Below are 22,608 nucleotides of genomic sequence, written 5' to 3'. Positions count from 1 at the left end.
CATTGGTTCGAGTCAGGAGAATAACAAGATGAAACTTGAACAATGGCAGAGCGCCTGGGATCAACTGATTGGTCCCGGCTCGCCCTATGAAGTACTGACACCTGTGGCCGGCGGCCCCAAGCACTTTCGCCACAGCGCTCCAAACCTCTGGGCTGCAATGGACGCTGGCCGGGCCCACGCGGATCGCGAATTTCTGGTGTGGGAGCAACAACGCCTGACCTTCCGACAGTTTTTTGATCAGGTCGATCGTCTGGCGGGCCAACTGGTGCACCGCTTTGGCGTGCGCAAGGGCGACCGTGTGGCAATCGCCATGCGTAACCAACCGGCCTGGCTGGTGGCGTTTGCTGCGATCCAGCGCTGCGCCGGTGTGTGTGTGCCCTTGAACAGCTGGGGCCTGCGCGACGAGTTGTTCCATGGGTTGCAGGACAGCGGGACGCAACTTTTACTGTGCGACGAGCCGCGTCTGCAACTGCTCAAAGATGACCTGCGCGAACAAGGTTTGGCGACGGTTGTGGTGGGCATGGATGCCAACCAGCCCCGTGACGAGCACTGCCAGCGTCTGGAGGACCTGCTGGCCGAGCCGCTGCAGGATGCGCCGGTACCGACCATCAGTGCCGATGACCCGGCGATGATCCTCTACACCTCGGGTACCACCAGCCTGGCCAAAGGCGTGCTGTCGACCCATGGCGCGGTGTGTCAGGCCTTGGTGGCGCTGGAATTTCAGGGCGTTTTTTGCGCGGTCAGCTCGCCTGAGCGCATCAGCGTCGTGATCAACAGCGGTTATGCCCCCACGACTTTGATGGCGGTGCCGCTGTTTCATGTCAGTGGTCTGCACGCCCAGTTTTTGCTGGCCTTGCGCGGTGGTCGCCGTCTGGTGCTGATGTACAAGTGGGACGTGGAAAAAGCCTTCGACCTGATCCGCGACGAACACTGCACCCAGTTCAACGGTGCGCCGGTCATGATGCAGCAACTGCTGACCTCGCCACGCTTCGGCAGTGCCGATACCCAAAGCCTGTTCGGCCTGGGTCTGGGTGGGGCTGCCCCCTCGGCCAGTCTGTTGGCGCACTTGACCCAACGCAAACCCGAAGCCGTCGGTGGCAGTGGTTACGGCCTGACCGAAAGCAACGGCATTTGCGCAGCCATTGGTGGAGATCAGTTTGTCTATAAACCGGCGTCGGCGGGCTGGCCGTTGCCGATTGTCGATGTGCGCATTGGTGAAAGCCCGCAGCGTGCACTGCCTGCAGGCGTCAGCGGGCTGATTTGGGTGCGCTCGCCGACCCTGATGAACGCCTACTGGAACTTGCCTGAAGCCAGTGCCCAGACACTCAATGACGGTTGGCTCGACACCGGCGATATCGGTCATCTTGACGAGGAAGGTTTTCTTTACATCACTGACCGCGCCAAGGATTTGATCAACCGTGGCGGCGAGAAAATCTCCGCAGCCGAGATTGAGTCCTGCGCGTGTGAAATGCCCGGCGTGATTGAAGCGGCAGCCTTTGCCGTACCGGACGATGTACTGGGCGAAGTGGTGTTTGTGGTGGTGCGCGGCAACCCAGGCGACTGCCCCGACCGCGAGGCCGTGCGTGGTTATTTTGCCCAGCGTCTGGCGAGCTACAAGGTGCCAGCACAGATTCATGTGCAACACACCCCGTTCGCCCGTAATGCGTCGGGCAAGATGCTCAAAGGTTTGCTCAAAGAAGTGCTGGTAACGGCCTGATTAGTCTTTGTGGACGATGTGCTCGCCGGTGGATGGCGAAGAATGAACCCATACCCAGCAAGCCTTATTCGCGTAGGAGGCAATACATGAAAATAACAAGAACAGGCGTAGTGCTCGCAGCCACCCTGGCCGTCAATGGACTGGTCATGGGGTCGGCATTCGCTCAGGTATCGCCCGCTGAAGCGGCCAAACTGGGTAAAGAGCTGACCTGTGTGGGGGCTGAACAGGCCGGTAACGCGGCGGGCACCATCCCGCCTTACACCGGTAAATACCTGGGCGAAGTGCCGGGTTGGAACCACGTCAAATTCTCCGGTGACCAGCCGGTTGATCCCTATGCCGCTGAAAAGCCCATTTTGGTGATCACCGCGCAGAACATGGACCAATACGCCGACAAGCTGACAGAAGGCCAGAAAGCACTGTTCAAGCGTTATCCGGCCACCTACAAGATGAATATCTACCCCGGCCACCGTGATTTCCGCTACCCGGATTATGTGTGCAAACGGGCGATGAGCAACGCCTTGAATGCCAAGCTGGTGAACGATGGCATGGGTTTCGAAGGGTTGGGCCAAGTGCCGTTCCCGATTCCGAAAAACGGCATGGAATTGCTGTGGAACCATCAATTGCCTGCGCGTGCCTGGACCGAAGAAAAAACCAGCGATCTGGCCTCTGTCTTGCCTAACGGCAGCATTGGCTGGGGCCGTGCATACGCCCGTAACTTGTCCCAGGCCAACTCGCCAGAAGTTGAGCCCGTGACCTCGGGCAAGATTCAGGCAATGAGTAACAACATGACCCTCAAGCCTGCGCGTGACAACGGCACGCTGAACATCGCCCACGAACCCTACAACTTTTCCACGGACCCGCGTCAGGCCTGGACCTACAGCCCTTCAACCCGGCGCGTGCGCCAATTGCCGGGTTACGGGTATGACCAGCCGATGATCGGCACCAACGGCACCATGACCGTCGACGAAGACCGTTTGTACAACGGCTCGCCGGAGCGCTTTAACTGGAAATTGGTGGGCAAGCGCGAAATCTACATTCCGGCCAATGCCTATAAGCCGAACGCAGGTACGGTCAAATATGCCGACATGCTGACGCCTAACCACCCCAATCCGGATTTGATGCGTTATGAACTTCGTCGTGTCTGGGTGCTTGAAGCGGATCTGAAAGAAGGCTACCGCCATGTGTATGGCAAGCGTGTGCTGTTTCTCGACGAAGACACGTGGAACTCGGTACTGGCTGACAACTACGACGCCCGCGGCCAGTTGTGGAAGCACGCGATGATCAACTATTACTACCACCCGGACATGAGTGCCTGGCAGGCCGGCTCGCAGTTCTTTATCGATTTGAACTCGGGTCAATACACCGGCTACGGCATGACCAACGAAGCGAAGAAGGGCCCGATTCTCAATGAGGGTAAATTCACTGCCGATCAGTACACCGCCGACGCTGCACGGGCGATGGGGCGCTAAGGCAAGGCCACGCTGCAAACGGTAAGCTGCAAGCAAGATCAAAAGCCCTGTCGGTTAGACGGGGCTTTTGCGTTTTCAGGGGTGAACCGCAACCCCTGAAAAGTCTGCGCTCTACGCCCGAGCTCGCCTGGGCCCACTCTGCCTCCTCTGGGGGCCCTCAATTTCCCCTCTTCAAACTTCTGCCCTTAATCAATCCCCGCTTTATGTCGCCTTTGAATCCTACTGAACTTTTGAGCTGAATAATCCGGAAACAACCTTTCCGGCCCACTCAAGCCCTCTGCGTGAAAACGGAAATCCTGCTTCACAAGAACAAAAAATACTTCATATAAAACAACACGTTATCTATTGGCACCGGTTTTGCTAAATAGCAATTAAGGAGAGCACGTACATGGCTATCGATACCGACTACATCCAGGCTCAGGCAAAACTTCTCGCTGAATATGAAGTTCAGCGCGAATTAGCGCAGGCCCAGCGTAACGAGACCAAATACAAGGCCCAGCTGGAAGCAGTCACCGCCCTGGATGCAGCGCTCAAAGCCTTGGGCAATGCGATCAAAAGTTTCAAGGGCACCGACAAAAGCATGCTGATCAATGCGGCGACCTTCAGCGCTGAAGGCATCGCCAGTGCCACGGTTGGTGCCAGTGCCAAAGAAGGCAGCTATCAGTTCTTTGTTGAACAACTGGCGAGTCGGCATCAGGTCGCCGTCAGTGGTCTGGGTAATGATGCTGCCGACTCGGGCAACTTGTATATCAAGCAGGATGGCGTCGAGTTTGCCGTCGATCTCGCCGCTGCGGACAGTAACGGCGATGGCGCACTGTCCCAGGAGGAGCTGGCTTCGGCGATTAACAATCACCCGGATAACGAGGGGGTCAAAGCCACGCTGGTTCGCAGCGGCGGTGAGGTGACCATGGTTTTGAGCGCCGAAGAAACAGGCGAGCAGTACGCCATTGAAATGCGCACAGATGCCGCAGGCAGCCCGCTGGAAACCAGCCTGGGAAACACCAAGGAATTGTCCAAAGCCCAGGACGCCATTGTCTATCTGGGCGCAGACGCCAGCGGCATGAAGCTGCAGCAAAGTTCCAACACCTTCAAGGACATGATCGAAGGCGTCAGCCTGACGTTCAGCAAAGTGCATGAGGCGGGGGACGAGCCGCTGACCGTCAATATCAGCCGTGACCAAACAGCGACCAATGACAAGCTCAATGAGTTTGTCACTGCGATCAACACGATGTTGAGCACCTTCGATGATTTGACCGGTTCGGGAGGTGAGAACGGCGAACGCGGTGCGCTGGCGGGTGACTCCAGCATCCGTGCCATTGAGGCCATGCTCAACTCGGTACTGCGCACGCCGTTTGGCGGCGTCACGTTGATGGAGTTTGGTGTGGTGGCAGGGGCGGACGGCAAGCTCAAGGTGGATACCAAAGCCTTCGAGAAAATGCTGGATGCAAACCCGGACGGTTTCGAAAAACTCTTTTCAGGCGCGGGAAATCTGCTGGAAAGCCTCGATAAAAGGCTCGGCACTTATACCAGCGGCAGCACCGGGGCCATGAAGGCGCGCAAGGATAATCTCAATAACCTGCTGCAACGGGTCGACGAGAAATACGAGGATCTGGATATCAAATACCAGAATCACTATCAGCGCTATCTCAAACAGTACACCCAGTTGGCGCAGGTTATGGCGGCGATGGAACAAACCTTCAGCATGTTCGGATGATCTGAAAAATGAATGACGGCTATGACAGCTACCGCGCAATCGACCTCGACACTCAAGTGTCTTGCGCTTCGCCTTATCAATTGGTGCTGGTGCTGTTCGATGGGCTGCTGGATGAGTTGTCTCGCGCCCGTGGACACATTGAAACCCGGCATTACGATCTCAAAGGGCAGTCGCTGGAGAAGTGCATGAACATCATCAACGCGCTCAATAGCACGCTCGATCATGAGCAGGGCGGGGAGCTGGTGATCAGTCTGTCGCGTCTTTACGACTATTGCCTGCATCGGCTGGTGGAGGTCAGCGCCTCGTTGTCCATCTCCGGGATCGATGAAGTGATGCACCTTCTGGAGCAGATTCGCGAAGGCTGGGAGGGTGTCAATGTTGCTCGAAGCTGAATTCAATCGTCTGGCCCATCTGCAAAAGCTCCTCGCCGAAGGCCTGGCTAAGGAAGACTGGGTGCGCATCGGGGAGGTCGACGGGTTGATCAGGCAATGCCTTGAGCGCTTGCAAAACGCCCAGCCCTTCAACGATGAAACTCGACGCAAACTGGCTCCGCTCAAGGCGTTGCACGGTCATGCCTTGCAGGCTTGCGCGCGCGAATGTGCGCGCTTGAGCCAGATGCTGGCAAACCACACCGAATATGCAGAAGCACGTCACGCCTATTCATTGGCAGACAGCCTGCAAGGAGTGAACTAGGCCATGTCCGCATCGCTTTCTTTACTCGGTGGTTTCAGCCCGCTGGCGGCGCAACTCGGGCCTGACGCTGGGGTGGAAGGTGCTAGTGAGGCGCTGGCGCAGTGGGTCGATGTCATACAAGCGCCCGAGCTTGAGCTGCCATTACCCTTGATTGAAATGCCAGCCGGGCAAGCGCAGGCACCCGATCAAGCGGAGCAAGCGCCCGCTGTCGAGCTGCTGGCGGATCCTCAGCAATGGCTGCTTATGATGCTCAATCAGCAAGCAGTCAACGTGCAGGCCCGCGACTCAAACGCAGCGGCTGCACCGCCGCTGTCTTCTGCGCGTGTGTTGACGCGACTGGCAGCAGGTGCCGGTGTGATGCAGGGGTTAAACGAACCGTTGCCACTGCCTGATGCGCCCTTGATGCCGGGTCGCGCAAAACAGGCTGAGGGTGAGCGTATGGCGTTATCGCTTGATAGCCACGTTTTGACAGCAGGACGAGGGGGCGCGCCAGCGCCCGTCATGACTGCTGCAACCGCCGTAATCAACGCACTCGCAGAGGGGCAGGGGGCAGGCTTGTCGAATGCAGGGGCCGTGAGTGCCGAGCAGGTTGATGCGACGGTGACACAACCCGTCCTGACAGGCTCGACCGCCACATCGGAGCCTGTTCTTGAGCGTGGGCTCAAGTTGGTCGCCCCTCAAGCACGCTGGGGTGAACAGATGCTCAATGCCTTGCGTGAAACCGTTGAAATCCAGGTTCAGCAGCGCTTTCAGCAGGCCACTATTCGTCTGGATCCGCCAGAGCTGGGCAGCCTTGAAATTTTTATCAGTCATGAGTCAGGTCGCTTGAGTGTCCATATTTCGGCCGCCCAGACCGAAGTTGCCCGCTTGCTCGCGCATTCCAGTGAGCGCATGCGTCAAGAATTGGTGCAGCAGAATTTGCTTCACGTTGACGTGCAGGTTTCGAGCGACTCTCGAGGGCAGTCGTCCCGAGAGCAGGCGCGCCAGCAGCATGAACCCGCCATTGCTCAGGCAATAGAAGACGCACAGATGCCTGACAGTGTGCCCAAAGGATATGGCAGTGACGTGCTTGTCACGGTTTAGCCGAAGAAGTGGCGTTTGCACCCCGCCCAAATTGAACTTCATGTGGAGTGAGAGACTGCTATGTGGATGCCGCGTGTCATTTTATTAATCGTGGGGCTGAACACGGTCATCACTCTTGGGAGTGTGGTGTTTGGCTATCTGTACTTGCGCCCTGACAAGTCTGCGGGTGTTGAGCATGAGCAACAGGCGGGTGAGGCTCCGCTTGTTCAAGATCCGGAGAACTACGTGTTTTATCCGGTAGAAAAAATTGTCGTGAATCTGCGAGGTGAGGACCGTGAGCACTACTTTGTGCTCGACCTTGCATTGCAAGGGGATGCCAAACAGTCAGTGAGCGCTTTTAAGCAGGCCGACCTGCTGGTACGCAACGCAGTGGTCGGCTCATTGTCGACGCTGCCGTTCATTCAGTTGCGGGCTTTGTCGCTCATCGATTTGCAGTCACGTCTTGAGGCCGATCTGCGCAAGAGTTTCAGTGCCAAAGGGCTGGACATACCGTTCACGTCGGTGTTGGTCAGCAAGATGCTGGTGCAGTAATTGCCCTCATGAATAGCGAACGTTTGGCTGATTACGGCCCCGATGCAGGCGACTCTTGCTCGGTGGTGATGGCGCCTGAAGCAGAACAGCAGTGGCTGGTGAATTACCTTCCGCTGGTCAAGCGGATCGTCAATCAATTGTCTCTGCAAACCAGTCAGGTACTGGATCGAGAAGACATGGAGCAGATTGGCCTCATGGGCTTGCTTGAGGGGCTGCGCCGTTATGGCGTGCCCGATGAGCACTTTGCACGGTTTGCGGCGATGCGAATTCGTGGCGCCATTCTTGATGAGTTGCGCAGGCTCGATTGGCGCCCGCGGCAAGTGCGCCAGCAAGCTCACAAAACCCGGGATATTTTGCGCAACCTGACGCGTCAACTGGGTCGTCAGCTGCGCGATGAGGAAGCCTTGCAAGCCACCGGGCTTAGTCCTTCGCAGTTTCAGGCTTACTTGCAAGCTGAAGCCGGGGAGGCGCTGGAGAGCCTTGATGCTTTGTTGCAGGACACCAGCAGGGACTTTCATAACGGCGCTGCCAGTGTCGAGGCGACCGTGTGCAGCCAGCGCATGTTGACTCAGGCGCTGGAGCAACTGAATGAACGTGAGCGCCTGGTATTGACGCTCTACTACTTGCACGAGCTGAACCTGAAGGAAATCGGCCTGGTGCTCGAAATCAGTGACGCGCGCGTGTGCCAACTGAGCAAGCAGGCCATCGATAAAGCTCGAGCCTTTTTAACCAAGAGTAAATAACGTGCAGAAACTGTTAGGTGCATTAATCATTATCGGCTGCGTGCTGGGCGGTTTTGTGATTGCCGGCGGGAGCATGTCCGTGTTGTGGCAGCCCTCGGAAATGCTGATTGTGGTGGGTGCTGCTCTGGGTAGCATGATTATTGGGAACCCCAAGGAAGTGCTGCTCGAAATGTGGGTGCAGGTCAAGGGGGTGTTCTCCTTTCGCCGTCGCGGCGAGGCGTTTCAGCGCGAGTTGCTGATGCTGCTGTATGAGCTGCTCGAAACCGTCGACATGGGTGGCCTCAAAGCACTCGATGCACACATTGAAGAGCCGGACCAGAGTGATCTGTTCACAAAATACCCGCTGATTTTGCAAGAGAAAAACCTGATGGCTTTTATTGCCGATAATTTCAGGTTGATGGCCATGGGCAAAATCAGCGCCCATGAACTTGAAGGTTTTCTCGAGCAGGAACTGGACGCCATGCACGAGGCTTTGCTATTGCCTTCGCGCTCGTTGCACAAAGTGGGCGAAGCCATGCCCGGGTTCGGCATTTTGGCGGCGATCATGGGCATCATCATCACCATGGACAGTATTGGTGGGTCGGTGGCTGAGATTGGAGCCCACGTGGCAGCAGCCCTGGTGGGTACATTCCTCGGGATTTTCTTCTGTTATTGCATGATGGAGCCGCTGAGCAATGCAATGGCCCAGCGCATCAGGACCGAGTTATCGGCTCTGGAGTGTGTGCGCACGACCCTTGTCGCCCATGTGGCCGGCAAGCCAACCTTGTTGGCGGTCGATGCGGGTCGCAAGTTGATTGAACAGGACGTCAAACCGGCCTTCCAGTTGCTCGAAAGATGGGTGACCAGTTTTGAGGACGGACGCAATGAGGACGCGTGAAGACAAACATGACCCCATTATTGTCAAGCGTCGCAGCAAGCGGGGGCATAACGAAGACCACAGTGGCGCCTGGAAAGTAGCCTTTGCCGACTTTGCTCTGGCGATGATGGCGCTGTTTATGGTGCTGTGGGTTATTCAGCCGCAAGCCGACGCTGAACGCATTGCAAAGGTTGTGCTGGCTTCGACGGTCATAGAAGGAGGGGCAGGGGTTTTTGACGAGGTCAGTCGAGTTCCCGTGGCATTCGACAGTGCCCCGGAGTTTGATGCGGTGCCCCGGCCCCAGGAAGTTCGCTTCAATGCCCCCCGCTCAGGGGATGTGCAACGTTATGACAGCGAGCCAGAACTGCAAGCGTTGGCCAAGCTGATGGCCTTGTTGGCTGAGCGCACGGATGCGATGGCCAATCTCGAAGTGCATGTCGTGCCCCAGGGCTTGAGAATTCTGATCAAGGATGATGACAAGCGTTTTATGTTCGAGCGTGGCAGTGCGACGCTTGATCCACACTTTCGTACCTTGCTGACGGCTCTGGCGCAAGAGCTGGCCAAGGTACAAAACAAGTTGATTGTCAGTGGGCATACCGATGCCGCCCCGTACCGTGACTCACGCGGTTATGACAATTGGAATCTCTCAGGTGAAAGGGCCTTGCAGGCTCGAAGTGTACTGGTGAACGCAGGGTTGCCGGCTCACGGTATTTTGCAGGTTTCGGCGCAGGCCGATGTGATGCCTTTGCGACCTGAGGAGCCTCTGAGCGGGGCTAACCGGCGGATTGAGCTGCTGGTACTGACCGAACAGGCTGAAACCCTGTACAGGCAGTTGTTCAGCGAAAACTTCGCGCGCTATTCCCCCGGGGCGGTTGACTATGTACAACCCGTTACTGAGCCCGCGGACAAACCTCGCTAACCTTCCCCAAGACACTGCGCAGCCGTTTGGCCGCGCAGTATCGCTAGGCCCTCACCTTCAATGGATGGGCTGAGTGACCCCTTCTATGCATTCACGCAGCTGTGTGTCGCTGACGGTGTGAAGCTCATTGTCGTTCAAACTTATATAGTTCGCGCCGGCTTGGCCTGAGCAATAAATATGATAGGTCTGATCATCGATTGTCACGATCGACAGTTCCATCGGATTTTTACTCAAGCTTACGAGCCGTGTACTGAGCCCGTGCGTCAGGTTGATAAGTTGCTTGAGTTGATCTTTCTTTGTTTCGACAAAGGTCACCGTGTGGCCGCCCATGATGTGCAGGCTGGCAAACAACTGACTGGGATGTGAGGTCAGGATGTAGCCCACAAAACCCGCTGCCGCCATGGCCCTGAGTGTCCATTTACGCTGGATTTCAGCGCGCGAAATCGCTAGCAATGAAGATGCGTGATCTGTGCCAGCTTGAGGTTCAGTGTTTGATCCATTGTTCTGGTCCACAACGAAGGCAGGATTGAATCGATATCCGCGCCGTGTGACGGTCTGAATGATCTTTCGATCTTTTTCATCGCCCAAAATCTTGCGCAAGGTATAAATCTGCTGATTCAGGCTCCCCTGGCCGACGACCCGGTTGGGCCAGGCGTAGGCGGTCAAGGTATCGCGATCAATCATTTCTCCCGGCTCTTGCATCAGGCGGGCAAGCAGCCGCCCACCCGAAAACCCTAAATCTATGATTTGTCGATTAGCGTTTTTGTACAGTGTCAATGTACAAAGCGCAGAGCAGAAAAATGCCAGGCAATCGCCGTGTCCGGTCTTTAAGTTCGCGGAGAGTGTGTTCATCAGGGGTAAGCTTCTCTACGATTAAGTCAGAGAATTTTCCCGAGCTGGATGTAAGAATGATGCAGGACGTTTCTTCTTTTGATGTAAACCATGAGCTATTTACCAAAAAAAACGCCCTTGATTGCAAGGGCGTTTTCTTTTTGCGGGCGGTTTAGCCCAGCAAGGACATTACCAGGCCAGGCATCTGACCGGTTTGCTTGAGCATGGAGATACCCGACTGCATCAACATCGAGTTTTTGCTCATCATGGCACTTTCACTGGCGAAGTCTGCATCCATGATGCGACCCCGGGCCATCTCGGTGTTGTCTTTCATGTTGGCCAGGTTGTTGGCGGTATGGGCCAGACGGTTGATGTTGGCGCCGAACTGGCCACGTAGCTCACCGACGTCTTTCAACGCTGCGGACAGTACGTCGATCTGAGCATTGGCAGCGCCACTGGTGCTGATTTCAGTACCTGGTGTGCCGGAAGTGGTGTAGTTCGAGGACAGGCCGTCCAGGGTGGTGCCCAGGGCGGACGATTGTGCTGTGACGTCCAGGGTCAGTGTTTCAGCAGCGGTCGCACCGATTTGGAAGCTGACAGCGGTACCGAATTTGCCAGTGGTGCCGTCCTTGCCGAACAACTTCTCGCCTGCGTAGGAGGTGTTGTCCATGATGTTGCCGAGTTCTTTACCCAGTTCATCGTACTCAGCCTGCATGGCTTTACGATCGTCGTCGCTGTTGGTTCCGTTGGCAGACTGTGTGGCCAGGTCTTTCATGCGTTGCAGGATGTCGGTCATCTCACCGAAGGCGCCATCGGCGGTTTGCAGCAGCGATGAAGCGTCGTTCACGTTACGCCCGGCTACTGCCATGCCTTTGGTTTGAGCGTTAAGGCGGGTGGCAATTTGCAGGCCTGCAGCATCGTCAGAAGCGGAGTTGATTCGCAGGCCCGTACCCAGGCGTTGCTGGTTAACAGCCAATGCATTGTTGGTTTTGTTCAGGTTGGTCTGAGTGAGCAACGATGAGTAGTTGGTATGAATGGTAAGAGCCATGGGTCGGTATCCTTGATTGCACTAAGGTGAATGCAGGCGCTGAGTGCCCGCTCCCCCTAACAAGGCGACGCACTATTTATGAGCCTTAAGTTTTATTTGTACATTTTTATAATCCAGGCCTTCACCCTCGTAGTGAGAGGAAGTGTGATTTCCCTATGCCCGGCAAGCGGGCGGTTAAAAGAGGAAGGCATCAGCACTTTGTAAGGATTGCTAAGTTATTAAACTTCTTTTAAATCATGTACTTATGATTAGTTATTGAAGTTGGCATGACGTCTGCAATTCCACGTATATACCCGTTATGACTGTTCACGTGAGTGCCCGTTATTGGCGAGCAGGCAGGCACACATCGGAGGCGTTTAACAGTTGACGGTATATCCGATTTGCACGCTCATTCGAAGTCAGCGCTCATGAATAAAGACCTGTATGTCAGCAGCCCACTCTTGCCTGAACTGGATGATTTTATTCCTTATTTACGCACTATCTGGCAGAGCAAACGCTTGACCAATGCAGGGCCTTTTCACCAAGCCTTTGAGCAAGCGCTTGCGGATTACCTGGGCGTTGAGCATCTATCCTTATTCAACAATGGCACCACCGCGTTAATGGCCTCGCTGCAAGCCTTGGCCATTGATGGAGAAGTCATTACTACCCCTTACACCTTCGCAGCCACGGCCCATGCACTGGTGTGGAATCGGTTAACGCCGGTGTTTGTCGATATCGACCCGCAGACCTTCAACCTTGATCCAGCCGCTATTGAAGCAGCGATCACCCCGCGTACCCGCGCGATCTTGCCCGTGCACTGCTATGGCGTGCCGTGCGATGTCGATGCCATAGGGGAAATAGCCCGGCGTTATGGTTTGCGGGTGATCTATGACGCGGCCCATGCCTTTGCTGTTCGGGACGGGCAGGGCAGCGTGTTGCGTCATGGCGACATGAGTATTTTGAGCCTGCATGCGACAAAGGTGTTCAACACCTTTGAAGGTGGCGCGATCATCAGTCCGACGCTGGAGACCAAACGCTTGGTGGATCAACTGCGTAATTTTGGTTTTGTCGATGAAACCACGGTGGTCACCTGCGGCATCAACGGAAAGATGAACGAAATCAGCGCCGCCGTGGGTCTGTTGCAACTTACCCAGATTGATGCAGCACTGCACAAGCGCGCCACACTTGATGCGTTGTACCGCAAGCGTCTGGCCTGTGTGCCCGGCATTACGCTGTGCCGTGAAGCCGCCAACCACGGTTACTTCCCTATTTTGATTGAAGATGCCTATCCACTGAGTCGTGACCAGCTTTACGACGCCTTCAGGCAACAGCAGATTTTTACCCGCCGTTATTTCTACCCGCTGGTCACCGACATGGCTGCTTATCGCCAGCATCAGCAGGCCGGTGTCGCAGCCTTGCCTGTGGCCAATCACGTTGCCCAGCGAGTGATTTGCCTGCCCCTGCATCCCGATTTAAGCCTGAACGATGTTGAACGTGTGCTGGCCGTGATCTGTACGGCTTCATCTGCCGCCCTGCGTTCTCGCGCTACGCCTTTTTCTGTGTCTGATTTGAAGAGACTGCAACCATGAGCACTGAAGCCTTTATCGCCAACTTTATTGATGCCACCGATTTTCAGGTGCCTGTCGACATTACGCTGGACACCCCACTGTCTGCTCTGCCCGAGTGGGACTCCCTCGCTGCGTTGGGGGTCATTGTGATGTTTGACATGATCTATAACAAAAGCCTCACCGGCGAAGACCTGTATGCCGCCACCACGGTGGGTGATTTGTACCGCAGGGTGGGTTGAGCCATGCCTCAGTGCACCTTGCAACACGTCCGCTTTAGCGGCATGGCCACGTGTGTGCCCAAAACCCGCGTCTCCAACCTGGTGGATTGCAAGCCGCAACTGCGCGCTGAGCGTGAGCGACTGGTGCGTAACATCGGTATCGAGTTTCGCCGCGTGGCTCCCAGCTGGCAGTGCTTCTCGGATTTGGCCTTTGACGCCGCGCAGACACTGCTCGACGCCTTGAATTGGCAGCGCAGTGAAATTGATGCGTTGATTGTGGTCACCCAGTCCCCGGATTATCGGGCGCCTGCCACCGCGATCATTTTGCAAGATCGCTTGGGTTTGCCCCATTCAACGTTGGCCTTTGACGTCAACCTTGGCTGCTCTGCGTATCCCTATGCGTTGCACCTGCTGGGCTCGATGATTGCCAGTGGCAGTGTCAAAAAAGGCCTTGTGTTGGTCGGTGACTGCACCTCCACGCCCAACGATCCATTGTTCTCTGATGCGGGCACTGCGACAGCGATGGAGTTCGACGCCCATGCGGCGCCCATGTACTTCGACCTGAACAGTGATGGCAGTGGTTACCAGGCCATCATTCTGCCAGTGGGAGGCCACCGTGAGCCGACCGCCATCGAGCACCTACTGCCGCACCGTCAGGACCCGCAAGCGCTTTGGCGCCGGCCTTTAGACCTGATACTTGATGGCCCGGCAGTGCTGACCTTCTCGACGCAGCGCATCCCGCCTGCGGTCGAAAAATTGCTGGAGTACGCACAGGTGAGCAAGGAGCAAGTGGACTACTTCATCTTCCACCAGGCTAACCGGATGATTAACGACACATTGCGCAAAAAACTTGAATTGCCCGTCGAAAAGGTGCCCAGCAGCCTGCGCGACTTTGGTAACACCAGCGGCGCGTCTGTGCCGTTGACCATGACCGCACGCCTCCATGAACAGCTTGAAAGTGGGCCTCACCGCTTGCTCATGAGCGGTTTCGGGATTGGTTTGTCGTGGGCGACATGCCTTGTGGACATTGACGGCGCGTGCTTCCCGGCATTGATTGAATCATGAGTGCCTTCAACCCCTTCAGCTTGCAGGGCAAGCGTGTACTGGTCACGGGGGCCAGTTCTGGATTTGGTCGAGCGATTGCCTTGGGTTGCGCGAGCATGGGTGCAGAGGTGATTGCTACAGGGCGAAATGTTGAGCGTCTACATGAAACGCTTGAGCAACTTAACGGCCTGTCATCCCTTGGCCACCGTGCGGTCATCGGCGACCTGACCGAACCGCATGACCGAGCTGCCTTGGTGGAGACACTGGGCCAGATACACGGGGTGGTGCACAACGCGGGCACATCCGTCATTTGCCCTACGCGGCAGATGTCCGAGCAGCACCTGCGTGACTTGCATCGACTCAACGTGGAGTCGCCCATGATGCTGACCCAGGCGATGCTTCGCAAAAACCTGATAGCGAATGACGGAGCCATCCTCTTTATTGCCTCGATTGCCGCGTTTCAAGGGGTTCCCGGCGTAGGGGCTTATTCAGGCACCAAGGCCGCGGTTATAGCGATGGCGCGTTGCCTGGCGCTTGAAGTGAGCAAACGCCGGATACGGGTCAACTGCCTGGCGCCGGGGTTAGCCAACACCCCTTTATTGGAATCCCTGCGCAAATCGCCGGCCTCGGTGAGTGAACAACTGGCGAGTTACCCGTTGGGATTTGGCGAGCCGGAAGACATCGCCCATGCCGCAATTTTTATGTTGTCCGGGGCAAGCCGCTGGATAACGGGTGCCACGTTGGTGATGGATGGAGGGATGAGTGTGCGTTAAAGCGCGAGCCGCTTGTGATCCAGCTTTTGATCCAGCTTTTGATCCAGCTTTTGATCTGGTTTTTGATCTGGCTTTTGATCTTGATCTTGATCTTGATCTACCGCCCCTTTCGGGAGGCCGAGTGGAGGTTCTGCGGAGTGGGTCGACCGGCATGGATGCCGGGAGAGCTGCGATCGGGCCATGGATGGCCCGTCGCAGCGTGCCCACGGAGCGGGACCGGAGTGAGGGGCACCTGAGCGCAGCGAGGGCCGTACGCAGGGGCAAGGCCTTTTTGCTTACTTTTGTGGCTGTTTGACAAAAGTGAGCCGCCGTAAGGGCGGAACCCGTAGATAGATTTAACGCATTCAATGGATATGTACACGGGCCTATTAAAAGCTTCGAGTACATATCCATTACTAGCGTCTAGTTGAAGTTATGGTTTCGCCCTTACGGCGAGGTACTTTTGTCAAACAGCCACAAAAGTACCCAAAAAGTCCTTGCCCTACCATACGGCCGAGCTCGCCTAGGCTCGCCCGGTGCCCTCTCTCCGGCACTGTTATGGGGGCACGCCGCGACGGGCCATCCTTGGCCCGATCGCGGCTGGCTCGGCGTCCTGCCTCGCCACCCCCATAACAGCACCTGCGTTCAGCCTCCTGTGATGGGCCCCAGTGTCGTTCCCACTGTTTCGGTGGCGGCAGTGAGATCGTTTTAAAAGCGAAAAGCGAAAAGAAGAATTAACGAAACATCCAACATCGTATCGACGGCTCGGTACTCGGGGGCCCTTTCAGGAGTGAACATGAAGCAACTAATCATCGTGGGCGGCGGCGGGTTAGGGCGTCAGGCCCTGACCCAACTGGTCGCCGACTCCGCCCATGGAACGCAATGGCTCATTGCAGGCTATCTGGACGAACGAGGCCCAGACGCAATAGCCACCAACAGCGATTACCCCTGGCTGGGCTACCCAAACACATTCTGTCCTCAACCACTGCATGTGTTCATCAGTGCGGTAGGCAACCCTGCCAGCCGCCGCCTGCAAGTCGAGCCCCTGTTAGCCAAAGGGGCACAGTTCATCTCCATACGCACGCGCTGCCAGCTGGATTTACGCACCAGCCACGGCGCGACCTTCTTTGGTTATGACGTCAGCTTCGGGGTGGATTGCCGTGTGGGTGAGCATGGCTTTATTGAGCAGCAAACCCTGGTCGGCCACGACGTGACGATCGGCGATTACGTCCACATCAGCCCTCGCTGTGTGATTGCCGGCTACGTCACCATCGGGCATGGCGTGGTGATCCATTCCGGCGCACTGCTGGCACGAAACATCAGCGTCGGCGATGGCGCTGTGATTGGCATGGGCGCCGTAGTACTGCGCGATGTGCCAGCAGGCGCAACCATGGTTGGCAATCCAGCCAACGTTGTGTTTATCAAAAAAGGAACGAACTGATGCCTTGCCGTCCACTCGTCAGTGTTGTGATTCCCGCCTATAAACCGACCTGGTTCGAAACCGCATTGCTCAGTGCCTGCCAGCAAACGTATGAACCCCTGGAAATAATCGTTTGCGACGACAGCGCAAGCCCGTTGATAGCCAGTGTCGTGGAGCGGGTAGCGAAAACAACGGCTATTCCTATTCGCTACCAACATAACCAGAACGCTTTGTTTGAATTGCATAACACTGTCGAATGCATTCGGTTGGCACGCGGTCATTACGTCAAGTTTATTCACGACGATGATGTGTTGCATCCCGATTGCGTTGAGCAGTTGGTCGCGGTCATGGAGGCCAACCCAGGCATTTCAATGGCCTCGTCGCGGCGTACCCGTATCGACAGTGACGGGCAGCCCATCCCCGACATTCTGGCCACGACACCGCTGTTCCCGATGGATGTGCAGCTTGACGGTAAAGAGCTGGTCTCATGGTTGGTCGATCACACCCTGAACTTTATTGGCGAACCCAGCTGTGTGTTATGCCGTCGGGAAGATCTGGTGGCGTTCGGTGATCAGTTGATGTCGCTCAATGGTCACGGGATTGAGTGGGTGGGGGACTTGAGTCTTTACGTCAAGCTTTTGCAAATGGGCAATCTTGCCTTGTTGGCCAAACCGCTGTGCATGTTTCGGGTTTCAAGCGAACAATTCAGTCAGCAAGGCCGCGACTTGCCGGGCATTGGTAATCAGGGGCATGACACCTTCCGCGAGCAGATTCGGGCGTTAGGCTGGTACCAGGAAGCAGCCGGTACACGGCGGGTGCGGGTGGCTGAGCTGGGGTGCGCTGACAACGTGGAATCGGTGGACATTTATCAACGACTGATGGAGGTCCGTGGGGGCGTGATCAGTCAGGCGCAGCAGCGTGACTGGAGAGCTGCACGGGTGCCCAGCCCTTTGCAGGCGCGGCTTATCGAAGAGCGATTGGCGCATTATAAAGGCGGGCCGGGCATTGCCGTAGTTGTGCTTGATCGCGCAGGCGATGCGCAAGCGGTAGAGGCGACGCTCAACAGTCTGGCATGCCTGCGTACCCGCTATGGGGCGGCTCAGGGGTATGTGATAAGCCCGCGGATGTGCCGGGAGCCGGTGCACGCGGACGTTGAGTATTTCGAGCGTCAGTTGCCTGATTTTATTGCCCAAATCAATGCGCTCGTCGAGCAGACTCAATGCGCTTGGCTGATGCTGGTGGACGCAGGTGACCTCCTGACACCCTGCGGCCTGCTGATATGCGGTCTGGAACTGCTGGAGGATCCGAATTGCCGGGCCATTTATGGTGATGCGTGGGTGCAGGAAGCTGAAGGTGCGTTGAGTGCAGCATTGCGCCCTGACTTCAATCTGGACTACCTGCTCAGTCTCCCGGGCATTCTGGCGCGTAATTGGCTATTGCGTTGTAAGGCGGTGCGGGTTGCGGGTGGCTTTAATCCGGAGTACGCGGGCGCACTCGAGTTTGAACTGATTCTGCGCATGATTGATCAGCGTGGTTTGGTCGGGTTCGGTCATGTAAGCGAGCCATTGGTCATCAACCAGAGCCCCTGTCTGTCCGATAGTCCGCATCTGGCTGCAGCCTTGATGACCCACTTGCATACACGCGGGTATGGGCAGGCAGAGTTGACCACCCCTCGGCAAGGGCATTTCAAAATCAACTATGGTCACCCGCAACAACCCCGGGTATCGATCGTGCTGGTACTGGCAACGGATCTGCAGGCCATTCAGCGATGCTTGATCAGCCTGCTGGAGTACACCCGATACCCGAATTACGACGTGGTGTTGGTCGACAATGCCTGTGCCCACCCGGATGCAACGCAATGGATGCAGGGCATCAAAGCGTTGATGGGGGATCGTTTGCAGGTGATTGCTGCGCCACGGCCACTGACACATGCAGCGGCCATCAACCTGGCCGCCGGGCACGCCCGGGGCGAATACTTGCTGTTGCTGCGGGCAGATACCGTGCTGATGCAAAGGCAATGGCTTGATGAACTGCTCAATCATGGACAACGCCCTGAGGTAGGTATTGTCGGTGCCAAGGCGATATCGACGTCACGCCAAATCACTCACGGCGGGATTATTCTTGGCCTTGAAGGTCACGCCGGCCATGCCTTTGTCGGGCAACCCATGAACTCGCCGGGATACATGAACCGTTTGTGGGTGGAGCAAAACTACAGCGCGGTCTCGGATGTCTGCTTATTGATTCGCAAGGCGGTGTTTGACGGCGTAGGCGGGCTGGACGTGCTGGCCTTTGCACAGGGTGGCGCCGATGTGGATCTGTGCTTGCGGGTAGGGCAGTCGGGTTACTTGACCGTATGGACACCACATGCGGCGGTCATCAACGATTTTGCCCAGCCTGCAATCCCGGAGTCTGTGCGCGAAGTCTTTCAACAGCGCTGGGCCGTATTGTTGGCCAGCGATCCTGCCTATAACCAGAACTTGTCATTGAACGATGCCGGCGGTTTCAAGCTGGCCGATGCCCAGTTGTCGTGGCGACCTTTGGCCTGGAGGCCGATGCCGGTGATTCTCGCGCAGCCGTGTGATGTGCACGGGTGCGGTCACTATCGGGTCATTCAGCCCTTGAATGCCCTCAAGCGTGAAGGGGTGGTTGAGGGTGCCTTGACGTATGGCGTGCCGAGTGTGTTGCACCTTGAACGTTATGCGCCGGACACGCTAGTCATGCAGCGTCCTCTCAGGGAGGCCGATCTGGCAGCCGCACGGCAGATCAGTGCATTCAGCCGAGCTTTCAAGGTGTATGAACTGGACGACTATTTACCCAATCTGCCTGTCAAAAGTGTGCACAAGGCGCAAATGCCCAAGGATGTGATGCGTTCGCTGCGGCGTGGGTTGTCTTATGTGGATCGTTTCGTCGTATCCACTGAGGCGCTGGCTGAAGCGTTGAGCGGTTTTCATCACGATATTGTGGTGGTTAACAATCGCCTGGACATGGGCTGGTGGGGTGAGCTGCCTGTCAGTGCGCGGAGAACCTCAAACAAACCGAGGGTCGGCTGGGCAGGCGGCGCGGGGCATACCGGCGACTTGGAAATGATCGTCGACGTGATCAAGGCACTGGCAGATGAGGTGGACTGGGTGTTTATGGGGATGTGTCCTGACAAGCTGCGCCCTTATGTAAGGGAGTTTCACCCCGGCGTACGGATTGACCTGTACCCGGCGGCGCTGGCCCGGCTTAATCTGGACCTGGCCGTGGCCCCGCTGGAAGATAATCTGTTCAACACCTGCAAAAGCAATCTGCGGCTGTTGGAATACGGCATGTGCGGCTATGCGGTGGTGTGCAGTGACAGTGTGACGTATCGCGGGGATTTGCCGGTAACGCGGGTCAGGAACCGCTTTCGCGACTGGGTGGACGCCATTCGCATGCATGTTCACGACCTTGATGCGACTGAGCGGGCAGGGGATGCCTTGCGCGACCGGGTGCGCAAGGACTGGATGCTTGATGAAATCGGCCGAGAGCAATGGCGCAGAGCCTGGCGGGTATAGCCCTTGTAGCCGCTGACGAGGAACGAAGGCTGCGTTCGGCGGCGTAGCCGTCGTAAACCCTGACACACCGAGTCGTCCCATCTTGCGACCGCTGCGCGCTCGATCGCAGCCTCCGGCAGCTGCTACAGGTTTACGTGTGGCTGCGAGCATGGTGTGTAGCCGTCGTAAAACCTGACACACCGCGGTGTCCCATCTTGCGACCGCTGCGCGCTCGATCGCAGCCTTCGGCAGCTGCTACAGGTAAATGTGTGGCTGCGGGCAGGAGCGTAGCCGTCGTAAACCCTGACACGTCGAGGCACCCCATTTTGCGACCGCTTCGCGCTCGATCGCAGCCTTCGGCAGCTGCTACAGGTAAATGTGTGGCTGCGAGCATGGTGTGTAGCCGTCGTAAAACCTGACACCCCGAGGTGTCCCATCTTGCGACCGCTTCGCGCCCGATCGCAGCCTTCGGCAGCGGCTACAGATCAACGTGTGGCTGCGGGCATGGCGCGTAGCAGCTGACGAGGAACGAAGGCTGCGTTCGGCGGCGCAGCCGTCGTAAACCCTGACACACCGCGGCGTCCCATCTTGCGACCGCTTCGCGCTCGATCGCAGCCTTCGGTAGCGGCTACAGATCAACGTGTGGCTGCGAGCATGGCGCGTAGCCGCTGACGAGGAACGAAGGCTGCGATCGGCGGCGCAGCCGTCGTAAAACCTGACACACCGCGGTGTCCCATCTTGCGACCGCTGCGCGCTCGATCGCAGCCTTCGGCAGCGGCTACAGGTTAACGTGTGGCTGCGGGCAGGAGCGTATCCGTCGTAAAACCTGACACCCCCGAGGTATCCCATCTTGCGACCGCTGCGCGCTCGATCGCAGCCTTCGGCAGCTGCTACAGGTTAACGTGTGGCTGCGAGCATGGCGCGTAGCCGTCGTAAAACCTGACACCCCGAGTCGTCCCATCTTGCGACCGCTTCGCGCCCGAACGCAGCCTTCGGCAGCTGCTACAGGTTAGCGTGTGGCTGCGGGCATGGCGCGTAGCCGTCGTAAAACCTGACGCCCGCGTCATCCCATTTTGCGACCGCTTCGCGCTCGATCGCAGCCTTCGGCAGCTGCTACAGGTTAGCGTGTGGCTGCGGGCATGGCGCGTATCCGTCGTAAAACCTGACACCCCGAGTCGTCCCATTTTGCGACCGCTTCGCGCCCGATCGCAGTCTTCGGCAGCTGCTACAGGTTAGCGTGTGGCTGCGGGCATGGCGCGTAGCCGTCGTAAAACCTGACGCCCGCGTCATCCCATCTTGCGACCGCTTCGCGCCCGAACGCAGCCTTCGGCAGCTGCTACAGGTTAACGTGTGGCTGCGAGCATGGTGTGTAGCCGTCGTAAACCCTGACACACCGAGGCGCCCCATCTTGCGACCGCTGCGCGCTCGATCGCAGCCTTCGGCAGCTGCTACAGGTAAACGTGTGGCTGCGGGCATGGCGCGTAGCAGCTGACGAGGAACGAAGGCTGCGTTCGGCGGCGAAGCCGTCGTAAAACCTGACACACCGAGTCGTCCCATTTTGCGACCGCTTCGCGCCCGATCGCAGCCTTCGGCAGCTGCTACAGGTTAGCGTGTGGCTGCGAGCAGGAGCGTAGCCGTCGTAAACCCTGACACACCGAGGCGTTCCATCTTGCGACCGCTTCGCGCTCGATCGCAGCCTTCGGCAGCTGCTACAGGTTAGCGTGTGGCTGCGGGCATGGCGCGTAGCCGTCGTAAAACCTGACACACCGCGGTGTCCCATTTTGCGACCGCTGCGCGCTCGATCGCAGCCTTCGGCAGCGGCTACAGGTTTACGTGTGGCTGCGGGCAGGAGCGTAGCCGCTGACGAGGAACGTAGGCTGCGATCGGCGGCGAAGCCGTCGTAAACCCTGACACACCGAGGCGCCCCATTTTGCGACCGCTTCGCGCTCGATCGCAGCCTTCGGCAGCTGCTACAGGTAAACGTGTCGCTGCGAGCATGGCGCGTAGCAGCTGACGAGGAACGAAGGCTGCGATCGGCGGCGAAGCCGTCGTAAAACCTGACACACCGAGGCGTCCCATTTTGCGACCGCTGCGCGCTCGATCGCAGCCTTCGGCAGCTGCTACAGATCAACGTGTTGTTGCTCGCAGGCGCGTAGCAGCTGACGAGGAACGAAGGCTGCGATCGGCGGCGCAGCCGTCGTAAAACCTGACACACCGAGTCGTCCTATTTTGCGACCGCTGCGCGCTCGATCGCAGCCTTCGGCAGCGGCTACAGATCAACGTGTGGCTGCAGGCATGGCGCGTACCCGTAGTAAACCCTGACACACCGAGTCGTCCCATCTTGCGACCGCTTCGCGCTCGATCGCAGCCTTCGGCAGCTGCTACAGGTTAGCGTGTGGCTGCGGGCATGGCGCGTAGCCGTCGTAAAACCTGACACACCGAGGTGTGCCATTTTGCGACCGCTGCGCGCCCGAACGCAGCCTTCGGCAGCGGCTACAGGTTAACGTG

The 22,608-nt window shown here is 57.4% G+C and carries 18 protein-coding genes; 16 read left to right on the top strand and 2 right to left on the bottom strand.

Going from position 1 to position 22,608, the window contains the following annotated elements; all coding sequences use genetic code 11:
• Positions 1-28: 28 nt before the first annotated feature.
• The 10 genes from FJD38_RS20730 (at position 29) to FJD38_RS20685 (ending at position 9,725) form a co-directional block, all read left to right on the top strand.
• On the top strand, positions 29-1,717 hold the full coding sequence (locus FJD38_RS20730; protein ID WP_146387248.1) for a class I adenylate-forming enzyme family protein: 1,689 nt from the start codon (positions 29-31) through the stop codon (positions 1,715-1,717).
• Positions 1,718-1,803: 86 nt separating this feature from the next.
• A complete protein-coding gene (locus FJD38_RS20725) occupies positions 1,804-3,186 on the top strand; it encodes a DUF1329 domain-containing protein (protein ID WP_208727533.1) in 1,383 nt (460 codons plus the stop codon).
• A gap of 388 nt (positions 3,187-3,574) precedes the next feature.
• A complete protein-coding gene (fliD, locus tag FJD38_RS20720) occupies positions 3,575-4,900 on the top strand; it encodes a flagellar filament capping protein FliD (RefSeq protein WP_122784361.1) in 1,326 nt (441 codons plus the stop codon).
• 8 nt (positions 4,901-4,908) lie between these two features.
• A complete protein-coding gene (gene fliS / locus FJD38_RS20715; RefSeq protein WP_122784362.1) occupies positions 4,909-5,292 on the top strand; it encodes a flagellar export chaperone FliS in 384 nt (127 codons plus the stop codon).
• A complete protein-coding gene (locus FJD38_RS20710; protein WP_146387246.1) occupies positions 5,276-5,593 on the top strand; it encodes a hypothetical protein in 318 nt (105 codons plus the stop codon). Before fliS ends, FJD38_RS20710 begins: the two co-directional genes overlap by 17 nt.
• Before the next feature lie 3 nt (positions 5,594-5,596).
• Entirely contained in the window at positions 5,597-6,676 is a 1,080-nt protein-coding gene (locus FJD38_RS20705) for a flagellar hook-length control protein FliK (protein ID WP_146387244.1), read from the top strand.
• Between the two features lie 60 nt (positions 6,677-6,736).
• Positions 6,737-7,207 carry a flagellar basal body-associated FliL family protein gene (locus tag FJD38_RS20700; RefSeq protein ID WP_122784365.1) on the top strand — a complete coding sequence of 157 codons (471 nt, stop codon included), beginning with the start codon at positions 6,737-6,739 and terminating at the stop codon, positions 7,205-7,207.
• Between the two features lie 8 nt (positions 7,208-7,215).
• Positions 7,216-7,950 carry a FliA/WhiG family RNA polymerase sigma factor gene (locus FJD38_RS20695; protein WP_146387242.1) on the top strand — a complete coding sequence of 245 codons (735 nt, stop codon included), beginning with the start codon at positions 7,216-7,218 and terminating at the stop codon, positions 7,948-7,950.
• Between the two features lies 1 nt (position 7,951).
• Complete coding sequence (gene motA, locus FJD38_RS20690; RefSeq protein ID WP_122784367.1) at positions 7,952-8,827, top strand: flagellar motor stator protein MotA; 876 nt, start codon at positions 7,952-7,954, stop codon at positions 8,825-8,827.
• Positions 8,814-9,725: an OmpA family protein gene (locus tag FJD38_RS20685; RefSeq protein ID WP_122784368.1), complete on the top strand. Its 912-nt coding sequence runs from the start codon at positions 8,814-8,816 to the stop codon at positions 9,723-9,725. The genes motA and FJD38_RS20685 overlap by 14 nt, the downstream gene beginning before the upstream one ends.
• 57 nt (positions 9,726-9,782) lie before the next feature.
• Here the strand turns inward: FJD38_RS20685 and FJD38_RS20680 are convergent, their stop codons facing one another.
• Together FJD38_RS20680 and lafA are read right to left on the bottom strand one after the other, a co-directional pair.
• On the bottom strand, positions 9,783-10,577 hold the full coding sequence (locus FJD38_RS20680) for a winged helix-turn-helix domain-containing protein (RefSeq protein WP_122784369.1): 795 nt from the start codon (positions 10,575-10,577) through the stop codon (positions 9,783-9,785).
• A gap of 151 nt (positions 10,578-10,728) precedes the next feature.
• Positions 10,729-11,604, bottom strand: a complete 876-nt coding sequence (gene lafA / locus FJD38_RS20675) for a lateral flagellin LafA (protein ID WP_146387240.1) — start codon at positions 11,602-11,604, stop codon at positions 10,729-10,731.
• 407 nt (positions 11,605-12,011) lie between these two features.
• Here lafA and FJD38_RS20670 point away from each other — a divergent pair, with 407 nt between their 5' ends.
• The 6 genes from FJD38_RS20670 to FJD38_RS20645 all read left to right on the top strand — a co-directional run bounded on the left by FJD38_RS20670 (position 12,012) and on the right by FJD38_RS20645 (position 20,121).
• Complete coding sequence (locus FJD38_RS20670) at positions 12,012-13,172, top strand: DegT/DnrJ/EryC1/StrS family aminotransferase (RefSeq protein WP_146387238.1); 1,161 nt, start codon at positions 12,012-12,014, stop codon at positions 13,170-13,172.
• Positions 13,169-13,390 carry an acyl carrier protein gene (locus tag FJD38_RS20665; RefSeq protein WP_146387236.1) on the top strand — a complete coding sequence of 74 codons (222 nt, stop codon included), beginning with the start codon at positions 13,169-13,171 and terminating at the stop codon, positions 13,388-13,390. The genes FJD38_RS20670 and FJD38_RS20665 overlap by 4 nt, the downstream gene beginning before the upstream one ends.
• A gap of 3 nt (positions 13,391-13,393) precedes the next feature.
• Entirely contained in the window at positions 13,394-14,434 is a 1,041-nt protein-coding gene (locus FJD38_RS20660; RefSeq protein WP_122784373.1) for a ketoacyl-ACP synthase III, read from the top strand.
• Positions 14,431-15,186: an SDR family NAD(P)-dependent oxidoreductase gene (locus tag FJD38_RS20655; protein WP_146387235.1), complete on the top strand. Its 756-nt coding sequence runs from the start codon at positions 14,431-14,433 to the stop codon at positions 15,184-15,186. The genes FJD38_RS20660 and FJD38_RS20655 overlap by 4 nt, the downstream gene beginning before the upstream one ends.
• 775 nt (positions 15,187-15,961) lie before the next feature.
• Positions 15,962-16,606, top strand: a complete 645-nt coding sequence (locus FJD38_RS20650) for a PglD-related sugar-binding protein (protein ID WP_146387233.1) — start codon at positions 15,962-15,964, stop codon at positions 16,604-16,606.
• On the top strand, positions 16,606-20,121 hold the full coding sequence (locus FJD38_RS20645; RefSeq protein WP_146387231.1) for a glycosyltransferase: 3,516 nt from the start codon (positions 16,606-16,608) through the stop codon (positions 20,119-20,121). The genes FJD38_RS20650 and FJD38_RS20645 overlap by 1 nt, the downstream gene beginning before the upstream one ends.
• Positions 20,122-22,608: the final 2,487 nt, after the last annotated feature.

The organism is Pseudomonas saxonica (assembly GCF_007858365.1).
In the GTDB taxonomy this organism is placed as follows: Bacteria; Pseudomonadota; Gammaproteobacteria; order Pseudomonadales; family Pseudomonadaceae; genus Aquipseudomonas; species Aquipseudomonas saxonica.
The sequence above is the reverse complement of the archived record's forward strand: the minus strand, read 5'-3'. Positions and strand labels throughout refer to the sequence as shown.

Bases quoted from the DNA above. Each gene is read 5' to 3' on its own strand.
- FJD38_RS20730 (WP_146387248.1), top strand. From the start codon at position 29: ATGAAACTTGAACAATGGCAGAGCGCCTGGGATCAACTGATTGGTCCC.
- FJD38_RS20725 (WP_208727533.1), top strand. From the start codon at position 1,804: ATGAAAATAACAAGAACAGGCGTAGTGCTCGCAGCCACCCTGGCCGTC.
- fliD (WP_122784361.1), top strand. From the start codon at position 3,575: ATGGCTATCGATACCGACTACATCCAGGCTCAGGCAAAACTTCTCGCT.
- fliS (WP_122784362.1), top strand. From the start codon at position 4,909: ATGAATGACGGCTATGACAGCTACCGCGCAATCGACCTCGACACTCAA.
- FJD38_RS20710 (WP_146387246.1), top strand. From the start codon at position 5,276: ATGTTGCTCGAAGCTGAATTCAATCGTCTGGCCCATCTGCAAAAGCTC.
- FJD38_RS20705 (WP_146387244.1), top strand. From the start codon at position 5,597: ATGTCCGCATCGCTTTCTTTACTCGGTGGTTTCAGCCCGCTGGCGGCG.
- FJD38_RS20700 (WP_122784365.1), top strand. From the start codon at position 6,737: ATGTGGATGCCGCGTGTCATTTTATTAATCGTGGGGCTGAACACGGTC.
- FJD38_RS20695 (WP_146387242.1), top strand. From the start codon at position 7,216: ATGAATAGCGAACGTTTGGCTGATTACGGCCCCGATGCAGGCGACTCT.
- FJD38_RS20685 (WP_122784368.1), top strand. From the start codon at position 8,814: ATGAGGACGCGTGAAGACAAACATGACCCCATTATTGTCAAGCGTCGC.
- FJD38_RS20680 (WP_122784369.1), bottom strand. From the start codon at position 10,577: ATGAACACACTCTCCGCGAACTTAAAGACCGGACACGGCGATTGCCTG.
- lafA (WP_146387240.1), bottom strand. From the start codon at position 11,604: ATGGCTCTTACCATTCATACCAACTACTCATCGTTGCTCACTCAGACC.
- FJD38_RS20670 (WP_146387238.1), top strand. From the start codon at position 12,012: ATGAATAAAGACCTGTATGTCAGCAGCCCACTCTTGCCTGAACTGGAT.
- FJD38_RS20665 (WP_146387236.1), top strand. From the start codon at position 13,169: ATGAGCACTGAAGCCTTTATCGCCAACTTTATTGATGCCACCGATTTT.
- FJD38_RS20660 (WP_122784373.1), top strand. From the start codon at position 13,394: ATGCCTCAGTGCACCTTGCAACACGTCCGCTTTAGCGGCATGGCCACG.
- FJD38_RS20655 (WP_146387235.1), top strand. From the start codon at position 14,431: ATGAGTGCCTTCAACCCCTTCAGCTTGCAGGGCAAGCGTGTACTGGTC.
- FJD38_RS20650 (WP_146387233.1), top strand. From the start codon at position 15,962: ATGAAGCAACTAATCATCGTGGGCGGCGGCGGGTTAGGGCGTCAGGCC.
- FJD38_RS20645 (WP_146387231.1), top strand. From the start codon at position 16,606: ATGCCTTGCCGTCCACTCGTCAGTGTTGTGATTCCCGCCTATAAACCG.